Consider the following 13,731-nt stretch of genomic DNA (forward strand, 5'->3'; position numbering starts at 1 on the left):
GCACGACCTGCCCTCCCCGCGACCGCGCCCTCCGTGGGCGGGCCGGGGCGTCGGCGAGACCCTAACGAAAGCCAGAGACCTTGACCGGTAATTCCTCGATCCGTCACCGCAACGCCGCCCTCCTGGCCATCACCAAGGTCGAGGCCGACGAGGTGGTGCCCTCGTCCCACGCCGACGAGGTCCTGGCGGACACGTTCGCCCGGCTGAAGATGCCGAAGGGCCTGCTCGAGCGGCTCGCGGGCGTCAACGAGCGGCGCGTCTGGGCCCCCGGGCGCCACTTCACCGACGGCGCCGTGGAGGCGGGCGAGGCGGCCCTCGCCCGCGCGGGCGTGCGCCCGGACCAGGTGGGGCTCCTGATCAACGCCTCGGTGACCCGCGACGGCTACGAGCCCGCGGTCTCGGTGTCCGTGCACCACCGGCTCGGCCTGGCCCCCTCCGCCCTGAACTTCGACGTCACCAACGCGTGCCTGGGCTTCGTCAACGGGCTCACGATCGCGTCCACGATGATCGACGCGGGCGCGATCGACTACGCCGTCGTCGTCGCCGGCGAGGACCCGACCCCCTGGCACCGCGAGACGTACGAGCGGCTGCAGGGCCCGGACGTGACCCGGGCGGACGTGGTGCGCGAGTTCGCCACCCTGACCCTCGGCTGCGGCGCGGCCGCCGCCGTGGTCGGCCCCGCCGACCGGCACCCGGAGGGCCACCGCATCGCGGGGTCCGTGACCCGGTCCGCGACCGAGCACCACGGGCTGTGCATCGGGGGCTTCGACGGCATGTACACCGACGCCACGGGGCTGCTCAAGCACGGCGTGGGACTGCTCGCGGACGCGTGGCACGACGCGCACGAGGACGGCTGGGACTGGGCGGACATGGACCGCTACATCGGCCACCAGGTCTCCATGTCCCACACCAACAAGCTGTTCCAGGACGTCGGGATCGACCCGGAGAAGTTCCCCCTGACCTTCCCGTTCTGGGGCAACGTCGCGGCCGCCGCGCTGCCGATGACCCTCGCCCTGGAGGCCGAGCGGCTCCGGCCCGACGAGCGCGTGCTGCTGCTCGGCGTGGGCTCCGGGCTCAACGCGACCTACATGGAGATCGACTGGTGAACCGCCGGCGCTGACGCCGCGCCCGCCCGAGACACCCCGCACGAGACGCACCCTCGAGGAGCCCCACGACCATGGCACGCACACGACCGTCCACGACCCAGCAGCCCGGAGGGCCGGACGCGGCGCGGCTGCCCATGACGGAGGTCCCCCTGCCCGGGGTGGACCCGGCGTGGTCCCGCACGGTCACGGTGGCCTCGACGGCCCCCGTGGAGCCGGTCCCCGGCCGGCGGCGCCGCTGGCACGTCCTCGACAACGCGGCCTCCCTGGAGGCCGCCGGGCTCACCCCCCGGGGCACGGTCCTCGCCGTGCACGGCAACCCCACCTGGTCCTACCTGTGGCGCGACGTGCTGGCCGCCGGGACGGACCCCGCGAACCCCTGGCGGGTGATCGCCGTGGACCAGCTCGACATGGGGTTCTCCGAGCGGACCGGGCTCTTCCGCCGCCTCGACGACCGGGTCCGCGACCTGGGCGACCTCACGGCCGAGCTCGGCCTGGACGCGAGCGAGGCCCCCGTGGTGACCCTCGCCCACGACTGGGGCGGGCTCGTGTCCTCCGGCTGGGCCCTGGAGCACCAGGACGTCCACCGCGCCACGATCCTCACCAACACCGCCGTCCACCACGACAACGCCGAGCGGATCCCCGCCTCGCTGCGGCTGGCACTGGCCCCGGCCGCGCACGGGCTGCTTACCGAGCGGACCACGAGCTTCCTCGACGTGGCCCTGGCACTGGCGGAGCCGTCCCTGTCCCGCGAGGTGCGGGCGGCCTACCGGGCGCCCTACGCCACGCGCGCCCGGCGGGAGGCGATCCGCAACTTCGTGGCCGACATCCCGGCCGCCCCGGACCACCCCTCGCACGCCCGCTACGAGCAGATCGCCGCCGGCGTGGCCGCCCGCGAGGTCCCCGCCCTGCTGCTGTGGGGCATCGGCGACCCCGTGTTCCAGGAGCGCTACCTGCAGGACCTCGTGCGCCGCATGCCGCACGCCGACGTCCACCGCTACGAGGGAGCCCTGCACCTGCTGCCCGAGGACCGGGACGTCGCGACGCCGGTGATGGCCTGGCTCGCGGACCGCTTCGGCCCCGGCCCCCGCCGCCGCGAGCTGCACCTGCAGCGGCGCGCCGTCTCCCGCGGCGAGCACGTCCCCTTCCCCGCGGAGCTCGACGCGCGGCGGGCCGACCTCGGCCTCGCCGTCGTGGACATGGCCCCCGCCTCCGGGGACGCGGGCGCGGGGGCGCACGCGGCCCCGGTGCGGGCGAGCCTGAGCTGGGCGGAGCTCGCCGACCGCGTGGACCGCCTCGCCGCGGGGCTCACCGGCATCGGGGTGCGCCCCGGGGACCGCGTGAGCCTCATGGTGCCGCCGGGCTCCGACCTCACCGCGCTGCTCTACGCGTGCCTGCGCATCGGCGCCGTCGTCGTCGTGGCGGACTCCGGACTCGGCCCCAAGGGCCTCACCCGGGCGCTGCGGGGGGCCGCCCCGGCCTGGCTCGTGGGCATCCGCAGGGCGCTCGTCGCCGGCCGGGCCCTCGGCTGGCCGGGCACCCGCATCTCGCTCGAGGCCCTCGACCCCGTGTCCCGCCGGGCCCTCGGCGTGGCGCACGACGTCCCCGCGCTGCTGGACTCGGCCCCGCGCGCCGACCTGCCCGCGCCGGACCCGGACGCGGACGCCGCGGTGCTGTTCACCTCCGGGTCCACGGGCCCGGCCAAGGGCGTCGTCTACACCCACCGCCAGCTCTCCGCCATGCGGGACGCCGTGCGCGGCACGTACGGGCTCACCGCCGGCACGGGGCTCGTGGCGGGCTTCGCGCCCTTCGCGCTGCTCGGGCCCGCCATGGGCACCACGTCCGTGACCCCGGACATGGACGTGACCGCGCCGAAGACCCTCACCGCCCGCGCCCTGGCCGACGCCGCCTCGGCCATCCAGGCCACGGCCGTGTTCCTCTCCCCCGCGGCGATCGCCAACGTCCTCGCGACCCGGCACGAGCTCGACGAGGGGCAGCGGCGGGCGCTCGAGCTCGTGGAGCTCGTGCTCTCGGCCGGGGCACCCCTCCCGGAGCCGCTCCTGGAGCAGCTGCAGGAGCTCGTACCCGCGGCGACGCTGCACACCCCCTACGGGATGACCGAGGGGCTGCCCCTCACGGACGTGACCCTCGGGACCATCCGGCAGGCCGGCCTGGACAGCGCGGGATCCGCCGTGGCCGGCGCCGGCAACGGCGTGTGCGTGGGCACCGCCGTGCACGGCGCCGAGCTGGGGGTCACCGCCCTGGGCCCGGACGGCGTCCCCGACGACGGGATCACCACCGAGCCCGGGGTCACCGGCGAGATCGTCGCCCGCGCCCCGCACGTCAAGGACCGCTACGACCGGCTCTGGTACACGGAGCACCTCAGCACCCAGCTGCCCGGCTGGCACCGCACCGGGGACGTCGGGCACTTCGACGCCGCCGGGCGGCTGTGGGTCGAGGGCCGCCTCGCCCACGTCATCGTCTCCGCCGGCGGCGTGCTGACGCCGGTCGCCGCGGAGCACGCGGCCCGGACCGTGCCCGGCGTCGGCCGCACCGCCGTCGTCGGGGTCGGCCCGGCGGGCACGCAGGTGCCCGTGGCCGTCGTGGAGACCGTCCCGGCGGCCCCGCGCCCGGGCCCCGCCGACCCGCTGCTCTCCGGTGCCGTGCGCGCCGCCGTGCGCGAGGCCACGGGCCTGGACCTCGCGGCCGTGCTCGTGGTCCCCGAGCACCCCACCGACATCCGGCACAACTCCAAGATCGACCGAGCCCTGCTGGCCGGATGGGCGGAGCACGCCCTGGCCGGAGGAAGGATCAGGAACCCGTGAACGGCAAGCACCGCCAGGACGGCACGCACGACGACAAGGTCCCCGCCTACGACGCCTCCGTGACGGAGGGCGCCCCGCCGGCCGGCACCGGCAGCCACGAGGTGGAGCGCGGGCGGCAGGAGCTGTCCGGCGACGGGCGGACGGTGCTCGTCACCGGCGCCTCCGGGATGCTCGGGGAGCACGTGGCGCGGCTGCTCGCCGCCCGCCACTGGACGGTCCGGCTGCTCCAGCGCCGGCACGCACCGCTGGCCGACCAGCCGAACGTCGAGGAGGTCCTGGGCTCGGTCACGGACCCGGACGCCGTGGCGCGGGCCATGGAGGGCGTCGACGACGTCGTGCACCTCGCCGCCAAGGTCTCCTTCGCCGGGGACTGGGACGAGTTCGTGCTGACCAACGTCACCGGCACCCGCGTGGTCCTGGAGACCGCGCGGCGGGCCGGCGTGGACAACGTGGTGTTCGTCTCCTCGCCGTCGGTCGCCCACACGGGCGACTCCATCGTGGGCGAGCCCGCCCGGGCGGCCGACCCCGTGCACGCCCGCGGCAACTACGCCCGGTCCAAGGCCGCGGCCGAGCTGCTCGCGCTCGAGGCCGACGGCCGTGGGATGCGCGTCACGGCCGTGCGCCCGCACATCGTGTGGGGCCCCGGGGACACCCAGCTCGTCGAGCGGATCGTCGACCGCGCCGCGAAGGGGCGGCTGCCGCTGCTGGACCACGGGGCGGCCCTGATCGACACCACCTACGTGGACAACGCGGCCGAGGCGGTCGTGCGGGCGCTGGAGCGGATCGAGTGGGCGCACGGGCGGGCGCTGGTGGTCACGAACGGCCAGCCCCGCACCGTGGGCGAGCTCGTGGCGGGTTTCTGCCGGGCGGCCGGCGTGGAGCCGCCCACGCGCAGGATCCCCGGCGTCCTGGCCCGCCTCGCCGGCACGGTCATCGAGAAGGTGTGGGCGGTCCGCCCGGGGACGGACGAGCCGCCGATGACGGCCTTCCTGGCCGAGCAGATGTCCACGGCCCACTGGTTCGAGCAGCAGAGCACCCGCGAGGTGCTCGACTGGACGCCGTCCGTGACGGTCGAGGAGGGCATGGCGCGGCTGGCCGAGTACTACCGGACCCACCCCCTGGGCGCCCACGACGCCCCGATGCCCGCCACCGGGTCCACCGCCGCCCGCTGATCCCCCGCCGCGTCGGGCGGCGGGCCGGTCGGCGGTCTGCGCGCGGCGCACCCCCGGGGCGGCCGCACGTGCGGTCGCCCCGGGGGTGCGCGGGGCCGGGGATCAGACCAGCGTGGCGGTGTCGATCACGAACCGGTAGCGCACGTCCGAGTTCTGCACCCGCTCGTAGGCCTCGTTGATCTGCTCGGCCGAGATGACCTCGATCTCGGCGCCCACCCCGTGCTCGGCGCAGAAGTCGAGCATCTCCTGGGTCTCCCCGATGCCGCCGATCATGGACCCGGCGAAGGTGCGGCGGTTGGCCAGCAGCGAGAACACGTTGACGTCCAGCGGCTCCGCCGGGGCGCCGACGTTGACCATGGCCCCGTTGACGTTCAGCAACGACAGGTGGGCGTCGAGGTCGATCTTCGCGCTGACCGTGTTGAGGACCAGGTCGAAGGTCCCGGCCAGCTCCTCGAACGTCTGCGGGTCGCTCGTGGCGTAGTAGGCGTCGGCGCCCAGGGCCAGCCCGGCCTCCTTCTTGCGCAGCGACTGGGAGAGCACCGTGACCTCCGCGCCCATGGCGTGGGCGATCTTCACGCCCAGGTGCCCCAGCCCGCCCAGACCCACGACGGCGACCTTCTTGCCGGGGCCGGCCTTCCAGTGGTTCAGCGGGGAGAAGGTGGTGATGCCGGCGCACAGCAGGGGCGCGGCGACGTCGAGCTCGATGCCCTCCGGGATGCGCAGCACGAAGTCCTCGGTGACCACCACGTGGGTGGAGTACCCGCCCTGGGTGACCGTGCCGTCGCGGTCCTCGGCGCCGTAGGTCATCACGGCGCCGTCGAGGCAGTACTGCTCGTCGCCGGCCCGGCAGTTGGCGCACTCGCCGCAGGAGTTGACCATGCACCCGACCCCGACCCGGTCGCCGACCGCGTGGCGGGTGACGCCGGCGCCGACCTCGGTGACGATCCCGGCGATCTCGTGCCCGGGGGTCAGCGGGTACTGCTGGGGGCCCCAGTCCCCCTGGACGGTGTGCAGGTCGGAGTGGCAGATCCCGGCGTACTTGATCTCGATGAGGACGTCGTGGGCGCCGAGGTCCCGGCGCTCGAGAGTGGTCGGGACCAGCGGTGCGCCGGCGGACGGGGCGGCGTAGGCGTTGACGGTGCGCAAGAGGTGCTCCTCGGAGGGTGTGGGTGCAGAAGTGTGCGTGCAGCAGTGCGGGTGCGGCGGAAGGGGGCGCCCGCCCGGGCGCACGGCGGCCTCCGGAACCGGGTGCGGCTCCTGGTGCCGGCGGTGACCGGGGGTCGCGACCGCAGGGGCGGCCGCCACGGAGGGTGGAGGACGGTGCGGGGCCGGCGCGGGGTCTTCCCCGACGGGATCATGGCGAGTCGCACGTCCTCGACGAGCCTACACGCGCAGGAAGTTGGAAAGGAAGCTGATCGATTCCGGGCCGCCGGGGACCGGCGCCCCCCGTGCCACGCCCGGGGCCCGGTCTCAGAACCGGGCGTTGCGGGGCGTGCGCTGGCAGACCGGGCAGCGGTAGGAGGAGCGGTTCATGAACTGCTCCCGCACGATCAGGGTGCTCCGCCCCTCCTCCGCGCAGCGCGGGCAGGGCAGGGAGGCCCGGCCGTAGGCGGAGAGGGAGCGGGCGAAGTAGCCGGACTCGCCGTTGACGTTGACGTAGAGGGAGTCGAAGCTCGTCCCGCCGGCCGCCAGCGCGCGGTCCATGACCTCGCGGACGGCCGCGAGAAGGCGCAGCGTCTCGGGCCGCCGGAGCGTGTCGGTGGGCCGCGCCCAGTGCAGGCGCGCCTGCCACAGGGCCTCGTCCGCGTAGATGTTGCCGATCCCGGAGACCAGCGCCTGGTCCAGCAGCGCGCGCTTGAGCCCGGTCCGGCGCCGGCGCAGCCGGTCGTGGAGGCGCTCCGCGTCGAAGGCGGGGTCCAGCGGGTCCCGGGCGATGTGGGCGGCCCGGGCGGGCACCAGCGGGACGCCCGTGGCCGAGCGGCCGCCCGGGGCGCCGTCGTCGGTGGGGACGAGCCGGTCGAGGAGCATGCCGCCGAAGATCCGCTGGTCCACGAAGCGCAGCTCCGCCGGGGTGCCGGGGCGCTCGGACAGGCCCAGCCGCACCTTGAGGTGCTTCTCGTCGGGCAGCCCGGCGTCCTTGACCAGCAGCTGCCCGCTCATCCCCAGGTGCACCAGCAGCGCCTCCTGCGGCGGGGCGCCGTCCGCCCCGGTCAGCGGCAGCCACAGGAACTTGCCGCGGCGCACCGCGTCGGCCACGACCGCGCCGTCGAGCTCGTGGCCGAAGGAGACGGGGCCGGGCTCGTGGCGGCGCACCGAGCGGGGGTCCAGGACCTGCACGGACTCGATCCGGCGGCCGACCACCCAGCGCTCCACCCCGCGGCGGACCACCTCGACCTCGGGCAGCTCAGGCACGGGCGCTCCGGGGCGTGCGCTCAGCCACCGCGGCGGGCCACCAGGGTCGCGTAGGCCTGCGCCGCGGCGGAGCGCTCGGCCTCCTTCTTGGTGGTGCCGGTGCCCGTGCCGTGGTCCTGACCGCCGACGAGCACGTGCGCCTCGTAGCGGCGGTCGTGGTCGGGGCCCGTGCCCTCCACGGCGTAGCGCACGGGGCCCAGGGCGCGGGCCGCCGCCAGCTCCTGGATCTCGGTCTTCCAGTCCCGGCCCTCGCTCATCACGAAGCCGTCCTCGAGCAGGGGCACCACGAGCCGCAGCACGAAGGCCCGGGCCGCGTCGAGGCCGGTGCTCACGTACACGGCGCCGATCAGCGCCTCCATGGTGTCGGCGAGGATCGAGGCCTTCTCGTGCCCGTTGGTGCGCACCTCGCCCTTGCCCAGGCGGATGTGGGGGCCCACGTCCAGGGACCGGGCGAGGTCGGCGAGCGTGCGGGTGCTGACCACGGCCGAGCGGATCTTCGCGAGGTTGCCCTCGGAGTCGTCGGGGTAGCGGTGGAAGATCTCGTCGGTGACCGCGAGACCCAGCACGGAGTCCCCGAGGAACTCGAGCCGCTCGTTGTGGCCCTGCCCCTCGTGCTCGTACGCGTAGGAGCGGTGGGTCAGGGCAAGACGAAGCGTCCCGGCGTCGATGTCGACGCCGAGACGCTCCAGCAGGTCCTGAGGTGTCGCGGTGGAGGTCACCGTGGTCAGGCGTCGGCCACCTTGCGGCCCTTGTACTCCAGGAACAGCGCGGTGCCGGCGGAGTCGGTCACGACCTTCGCCTGGTGCGGCAGGCTGTAGGTGACCTTGCCGTTCTCGACGGTCTTGACCAGCTTGGGCGCGGTCGCCTTCCACTGCGAACGGCGTGCACGGGTGTTGGCACGGGACATTTTCCGCTTCGGAACAGCCACGGCTATCTCTCTTCTCTCGGTTCGGTCGTCTGGGTCGAGGTGTCCTGCTCGAGCAGCCCCGACAGGGCGCTCCAGCGAGGATCGAGCACCTCGTGGTGGTGTCCCGGGTCGTCCTCCAGGCGCGCGCCGCACTGGGCGCACAACCCCTGGCAGTCCTCCCGGCACACCGGTTGGAACGGCAGCTGCGTGATCACTGCGTCCCGAAGCATGGGCTCGAGGTCGATGGTCTCGTCCTGAACTTCATACATCTGGTCGTCCTCGGAGTCCTCCCCGCCGTCGGCGGCGGGGTCGAAGACGTAGAGCTCCTGCACGTCGACGTCCAGATCGTAGTCGATCGGGTCGAGGCACCGGCTGCACTCGCCGTGGATGGCCACGGCGGCCGTGCCGGACACCAGGATCCCGTCGTGGACGGATTCCAGCCGGAGGTCCAGGTCGATGTCCGAGCCCTCCGGGGCGCCGATGAGTGCGTTGCCGAAGTTCTCCGGCGCGGGCACAACTTCTTCCAGGCGTCGCATCGTCCCCGGGCGGTGCTCGAGGTCTCGGACACCGATGGTGAGGGGCGAACTGTTCTCGCGACTGATGACTGACTCCTGGTGAAATTCTGACCGACAGACCATGTTAGCGTGCCGCCCCGCGCGTTCTCAAACGGGCCGGGTCCGGGCGCGCCGGGACGGGCCGCGCCCGCTCAGCCCTGCAGGGCCCGCAGCACGGGCGCCGGCACGAACCCGGAGACGTCGCCGCCGAGGCCCTGGACCTCCTTCACGAGGGTCGAGGACAGGTGCAGGAACCGGGGGTCGCCGGGCAGGAAGACCGTCTCCACCCCCGTGAGGTGGCGGTTCATCGTGGCCATCGGCACCTCGTACTCGAAGTCCTCGCCCGAGCGCAGCCCCTTGACCAGGGCCACCGCCCCCCGCTGCGCCGCGTACTCCGCGAGCAGGCCCGCGCCCATGGGCTCGACGACGACGCCGGCGACGTCCGCGAGGCTCTCCGCCACCAGGGCCAGCCGCCGGTCAGCGTCGAAGCGGTAGCGCTTGTGCGGGTTGGTGGAGACCGCGACGACGACCTCGTCGAAGAGCGCCGCGGCGCGCGCGACGACCTCCACGTGGCCGTTGTGCAGGGGGTCGAAGGAGCCGGGGCAGATCGCTCGGTGCATGGGTGCCATCCTAGGGGCGCTCCGTGCCGGGGCGGCGTACCGTGGTGGACGAGGGAGTCCTCCGGCCAGAGCGGAGCACCGACATGGGCATGCAGTGCCGCCGGGCGCGGACCGGGGAGCGGATCAGCGCCCTGGACGAGGCCAACCTCCGCGTGGAGCGGCGCGGGGTGCCCATGCACGTCGCGGCCCTGGCCCTTCTGGAGGCCGGTCCCCTGCTCGATGCCGGCGGGCGCGTCCGGCTGGCGGAGGTGCGGGAGCACGTCGAGCGGCGCACCCGGGACGTCCGGCCGCTGCGCCGGCTGCTCACCCGCCCCGGGGGCGGACGCCCCGTGTGGCTCGACGACCCGGTCTTCGACGTCTCCCGGCACGTGCGCAGCCGTCCGGTGCCGCCGCCCGGGGACGAGGAGAGCCTGCTCCGGGTGTGCGCCGGGATCGCCGCCGTCCCGCTGCCCCGGGACCGGCCCCTGTGGGAGCTGTGGCTGCTCCCCGGCCTCGCCGGCGGCCGGGTCGGCCTGCTGATCCGGTGGCACCACGTGCTCGCCGACGGTCTCGCGGCGCTGACCCTGCTCGCGCCCCTGTTCGATCCCGCGCCCGGCGGCGCCCCGCGCGCCCCGGACGCGCCGGGTCGCCCGGGGACGGGCGGCGGCCCGCCGCCCGTCCCTGCCACGGCCCGCGCTCCGGCCCGCGCCGCTGCCCGCCTGCTCGGCGCCGCGGCCCAGGTCCGCGGCGCGCTCGCGGAGGGCCGCGCCCCGGCGCTGTCCGTCAACCGGCCCGTGGGCGCGCGGCGCCGGGCGGTGCTGGTGCGCGCCGACCTGGCGGCGGTCCGGGAGCTGGCCCACCGGCACGGCGGGACGGTCAACGACGTGGTGCTCACCGCCGTGGCGGGCGGCGCCCGGCGGCTGCTGGCCGCGCGCGGCGAGCTGGCCGGCGTGCCGGAGCTGAAGGTGTCGGTGGCCGCCTCCGTGCGCGCGGCGGGGGACCCCGCCGGCGGCAACCGGGCCGGTGTGCGCGTCGTGGCCGTGCCCGTCGACGAGCCCGACCCGGTGGCCGGGCTGCGGCGGATCGCGGCCACCACCTCCCGGCAGCGAGCCCGTCCGCCGTACCGGCCGGGCGGCCGCCTGGCCCAGCGCTGGATGGTCCGGGTCATGGACCGGCAGCGGCTCGTCAACGTGCTGCTCAGCAACGTGCGCGGCCCCGCGGCGCCCCTGCTCTTCGCGGGGGCACCGGTGCTCGAGCTATTCCAGCTCGGCGCCGTGCAGGGCAACCTGGCCCTCGCCGTGGGCGTCGTCTCCTACGCGGGGACCCTGGGCATCGACGTGGTGGCCGACGCCGACGTGGTGCCGGACCTCCCGGTGTTCGTCGAGGGGCTTGCCGGGACTCTCGTGCGCCTCGGCGCCGGGCCGCCGCCCTGAGCCGCCGCGGGACCCTAGACTGGCGGCCATGGATGCCACCGACGCCGCCGTCCCGTCCACGCACACGTCCGGCCCCCCGTGGGAGCGGATGGCCCGCGGGGGCGGTCTGCTGACCGGGGCCGGGGAGCTCACCGGGACCGTCTTCGAGGAGATGTCGCGGCTGGCCGCGCGCACGGGCGCGATCAACCTGGGCCAGGGCTTCCCGGACGTCGACGGTCCGCGGGAGATGCTCGACGCCGCGACGGCCGCACTGCACGGCGGCGGCAACCAGTACTCGCCGGTGGCGGGTCTGCCGCTGCTGCAGGAGGCCGTCGCCGCGCACCAGCACCGGTTCTACGGGATCGACCTGGACCCGGCCTCCGGGGTGGTCGTGACCGTGGGCGCGTCCGAGGGGCTGGCCGCGAGCCTGCTCGCGTTCCTGCGCCCCGGGGACGAGGTGGTCGTGTTCGAGCCGCACTACGACCTCTACGGCGCCGTGGTGGAGTTCGCCGGCGCGCGGCTGGTCACGGTCCCCCTCGAGCCGCCGCACTTCTCCCCCGACCTCGACCGCCTCGCCGCGGCCTTCGGGCCCCGCACCCGCATGGTGATCCTCAACGACCCGCACAACCCGACCGGGACGGTGTTCGACGACGCCGTCCTGGCCCGCGTGGCCGGACTCGCCGCCGAGCACGACTGCGTGGTGGTGACCGACGAGGTCTACGAGCACCTGCGCTACGCCGGCGGGCACCGGCCGCTCGCCGCGCTGCCGGGGGCCTTCGAACGGACCCTCACCGTCTCCTCCGTGGGCAAGTCCTTCTCGGTCACGGGCTGGCGGGTGGGCTGGGTCAGCGGGCCGGCGCACCTCGTGGGTCCGGTGCGCGCCACGAAGGCCTATCTCACGCACAGCGCCGCCACGCCGCTGCAGATCGGGGCGGCCACCGCCCTGGGCCTGCCGGACGGGTTCTACGACCGGCTCACGGAGGACTTCCGGCGGCGGCGCGACGTGCTCGTGCGGGGCCTGGCCGCGGCGGGCGCCGAGCCGTTCGAGCCGCAGGGCACGTTCTTCGTCGTGGCGGACGTCCGCGGCCTGTGCGAGCGGTACGGGGTCGAGGACGCCGCGCACCTGGCGCCGGTGCTGGCCGAGCGGGCCGGTGTGGTGGGCGTGCCCGTGCCGGCCCTCGCCTCCGCGGAGCACCGGGAGCTCTACGCGTCCTGGATGCGCTTCTCGTTCGGCAAGCGCCTGGACGTCCTGGAGCGGGCCGGGCGGCAGCTGGCCGGCTGAGCCGGTCCGCACGGCGGGGAGCTCGCCGCCCGCCCTCGTGCCGGCTCCCCGGCGGAGGGGAACCGGCGCGCGGGACGCCGCCCCGCGCGCCGCGGCTCAGACGGCGCTCGCCCGGCGGCCCAGGGCCCGGTAGGTGAAGCCGGCCGCGGTCCAGCGGTCGGGGTCGAGCACGTTGCGGCCGTCGAGGATCTGCGGGACGGCCACCAGCGGGTCGAGCTGCTCCGGGGTCATCGCCTTGAACTCGGCCCACTCGGTCAGCAGCACCACGACCTCGGCCCCGGTGACGGCGGCCTCGAGGGAGTCCACGTAGTCCAGGCGCGGATAGCGCTTGGCGGCGTTGGCGTTGGCCTTGGGGTCGTAGACGGCCACCTCGGCGCCGATCGAGTGCAGCCGGGCGGCGATGTCCAGGGCCGGGGAGTCGCGCACGTCGTCGGAGTCCGGCTTGAAGGCCGCCCCGAGCACGGCGACCTGCCGGCCCACCACGGTCCCGCCCAGCATCTGGGTGACCGTCTCCACCGTGTGGCCGCGGCGGCGGACGTTGATGTCGTCGACCTCCGCGAGGAAGCGCACCGACTGCTCCACCCCGAGCTCCGCGGCCCTGGCGCGCAGGGCGCGGATGTCCTTCGGCAGGCAGCCGCCGCCGAAGCCCACGCCGGCGTTGAGGAACTTGCGCCCGATCCGCTCGTCGAGGCCGATCGCGTCGGCCAGGGTGCGGATGTCCCCGCCGACCGCCTCGGTGAGCTCGGACAGGGCGTTGATGAAGGAGATCTTGGTGGCCAGGAAGGCGTTGGCCGCGACCTTGACGAGCTCGGCGGTCTCGAAGTCGGTGACGATCAGCGGGACGCCGGCCTCCAGCTGCCGGGCGTAGACCCGGCGCATCACGGCCTCGGCGGCCGGGTCCTGACAGCCCAGCACCATCCGGTCCGGGGCCAGGGTGTCCTCCACGGCGTAGCCCTCGCGCAGGAACTCGGGGTTCCACACCAGGGACACGTCCACGCCCTCCCGCGCCGAGGCCTTCGCCAGGTCCGCCAGGCGGCGGGCGGAGCCCACGGGGACCGTGGACTTGCCGGCGATCACGCAGTCCTTCGTGGCGGCCGCGGCGATGGAGCCGACCGCGGCATCGACGTAGCGCATGTCCGCCGCGAAGCTCCCGGCCCGCTGCGGGGTGCCGACCCCGACGAAGTGGACGTCGCCGAAGGCGCCGGCCTCCTCGTAGCTCGTGGTGAAGCGCAGCCGGCCGGTGCCCACGTGCTTGCGCAGCAGCTCGCCCAGGCCCGGCTCGTGGAAGGGCAGCTCGCCGCGGGACAGGGCGTCGACCTTCTCGGGGTCCACGTCCAGCCCCAGCACCTCGAAGCCCATCTCCGCCATCGACGCGGCGTGCGTGGCCCCCAGGTAGCCCGTTCCCAGAACCGTGATCCTCATGGACGTCCTCCGTTCCTCCCGGGCGCTGACCCGGGCTCGATGC

General features: G+C 75.2%; 12 protein-coding genes. 5 read left to right on the top strand and 7 right to left on the bottom strand.

All coding sequences use genetic code 11. The annotated features are described in order from the left end of the window. The first annotated feature begins 80 nt into the window (after positions 1 to 80). From ACZ2G1_RS04710 to ACZ2G1_RS04720, 3 genes are all read left to right on the top strand, one after another. A complete protein-coding gene (locus tag ACZ2G1_RS04710) occupies positions 81 to 1,106 on the top strand; it encodes a 3-oxoacyl-ACP synthase III (protein ID WP_035929796.1) in 1,026 nt (341 codons plus the stop codon). Positions 1,107 to 1,240: 134 nt separating this feature from the next. Further along, positions 1,241 to 3,928, top strand: coding sequence for an alpha/beta fold hydrolase (locus ACZ2G1_RS04715; protein WP_470377715.1), 2,688 nt, complete (start codon positions 1,241 to 1,243; stop codon positions 3,926 to 3,928). After that, positions 3,925 to 5,100, top strand: coding sequence for an NAD-dependent epimerase/dehydratase family protein (locus tag ACZ2G1_RS04720; protein WP_109268002.1), 1,176 nt, complete (start codon positions 3,925 to 3,927; stop codon positions 5,098 to 5,100). The genes ACZ2G1_RS04715 and ACZ2G1_RS04720 overlap by 4 nt, the downstream gene beginning before the upstream one ends. A 102-nt stretch (positions 5,101 to 5,202) precedes the next feature. Here the strand turns inward: ACZ2G1_RS04720 and ACZ2G1_RS04725 are convergent, their stop codons facing one another. The 6 genes from ACZ2G1_RS04725 to coaD all read right to left on the bottom strand — a co-directional run bounded on the left by ACZ2G1_RS04725 (position 5,203) and on the right by coaD (position 9,593). Further along, the gene (locus ACZ2G1_RS04725) at positions 5,203 to 6,246 is read right to left on the bottom strand and encodes an NAD(P)-dependent alcohol dehydrogenase (RefSeq protein ID WP_017833171.1); all 1,044 of its coding nucleotides are present in this window, start codon (positions 6,244 to 6,246) and stop codon (positions 5,203 to 5,205) included. A 324-nt stretch (positions 6,247 to 6,570) separates the two neighbouring features. After that, positions 6,571 to 7,512, bottom strand: a complete 942-nt coding sequence (mutM, locus tag ACZ2G1_RS04730) for a bifunctional DNA-formamidopyrimidine glycosylase/DNA-(apurinic or apyrimidinic site) lyase (RefSeq protein WP_017833172.1) — start codon at positions 7,510 to 7,512, stop codon at positions 6,571 to 6,573. 20 nt (positions 7,513 to 7,532) lie between these two features. Further along, complete coding sequence (gene rnc / locus ACZ2G1_RS04735) at positions 7,533 to 8,231, bottom strand: ribonuclease III (RefSeq protein ID WP_017833173.1); 699 nt, start codon at positions 8,229 to 8,231, stop codon at positions 7,533 to 7,535. Positions 8,232 to 8,236: 5 nt separating this feature from the next. Beyond that, positions 8,237 to 8,440 (bottom strand): 50S ribosomal protein L32, encoded by a 204-nt coding sequence (gene rpmF, locus ACZ2G1_RS04740; protein ID WP_031282896.1) that lies wholly within the window; start codon positions 8,438 to 8,440, stop codon positions 8,237 to 8,239. Between the two features lie 2 nt (positions 8,441 to 8,442). Beyond that, positions 8,443 to 8,955, bottom strand: a complete 513-nt coding sequence (locus tag ACZ2G1_RS04745; RefSeq protein WP_165440247.1) for a YceD family protein — start codon at positions 8,953 to 8,955, stop codon at positions 8,443 to 8,445. Positions 8,956 to 9,125: 170 nt separating this feature from the next. Continuing rightward, positions 9,126 to 9,593, bottom strand: a complete 468-nt coding sequence (coaD, locus tag ACZ2G1_RS04750; protein WP_031282901.1) for a pantetheine-phosphate adenylyltransferase — start codon at positions 9,591 to 9,593, stop codon at positions 9,126 to 9,128. Between the two features lie 83 nt (positions 9,594 to 9,676). Between coaD and ACZ2G1_RS04755 the strand changes: the two genes are divergently transcribed. Both ACZ2G1_RS04755 and ACZ2G1_RS04760 read left to right on the top strand, forming a co-directional pair. Beyond that, complete coding sequence (locus tag ACZ2G1_RS04755) at positions 9,677 to 11,005, top strand: wax ester/triacylglycerol synthase domain-containing protein (RefSeq protein ID WP_470377533.1); 1,329 nt, start codon at positions 9,677 to 9,679, stop codon at positions 11,003 to 11,005. A gap of 28 nt (positions 11,006 to 11,033) precedes the next feature. Then, positions 11,034 to 12,266, top strand: coding sequence for an aminotransferase class I/II-fold pyridoxal phosphate-dependent enzyme (locus tag ACZ2G1_RS04760; protein WP_470377534.1), 1,233 nt, complete (start codon positions 11,034 to 11,036; stop codon positions 12,264 to 12,266). 96 nt (positions 12,267 to 12,362) lie between these two features. On the opposite strand, the gene ACZ2G1_RS04765 is transcribed toward ACZ2G1_RS04760, so the two are convergent. Then, a complete protein-coding gene (locus tag ACZ2G1_RS04765) occupies positions 12,363 to 13,688 on the bottom strand; it encodes a UDP-glucose dehydrogenase family protein (RefSeq protein ID WP_035928947.1) in 1,326 nt (441 codons plus the stop codon). Positions 13,689 to 13,731 lie beyond the last annotated feature (43 nt).

The sequence above is a fragment of the Kocuria sp. KKT182 genome (assembly GCF_055635395.1).

Coding starts and splice junctions, on each gene's coding strand:
- ACZ2G1_RS04715 (WP_470377715.1), top strand. CDS start 1,241: ATGACGGAGGTCCCCCTGCCCGGGGTGGACCCGGCGTGGTCCCGCACG.
- ACZ2G1_RS04745 (WP_165440247.1), bottom strand. CDS start 8,955: ATGCGACGCCTGGAAGAAGTTGTGCCCGCGCCGGAGAACTTCGGCAAC.
- coaD (WP_031282901.1), bottom strand. CDS start 9,593: ATGCACCGAGCGATCTGCCCCGGCTCCTTCGACCCCCTGCACAACGGC.
- ACZ2G1_RS04755 (WP_470377533.1), top strand. CDS start 9,677: ATGGGCATGCAGTGCCGCCGGGCGCGGACCGGGGAGCGGATCAGCGCC.
- ACZ2G1_RS04760 (WP_470377534.1), top strand. CDS start 11,034: ATGGATGCCACCGACGCCGCCGTCCCGTCCACGCACACGTCCGGCCCC.
- ACZ2G1_RS04765 (WP_035928947.1), bottom strand. CDS start 13,688: ATGAGGATCACGGTTCTGGGAACGGGCTACCTGGGGGCCACGCACGCC.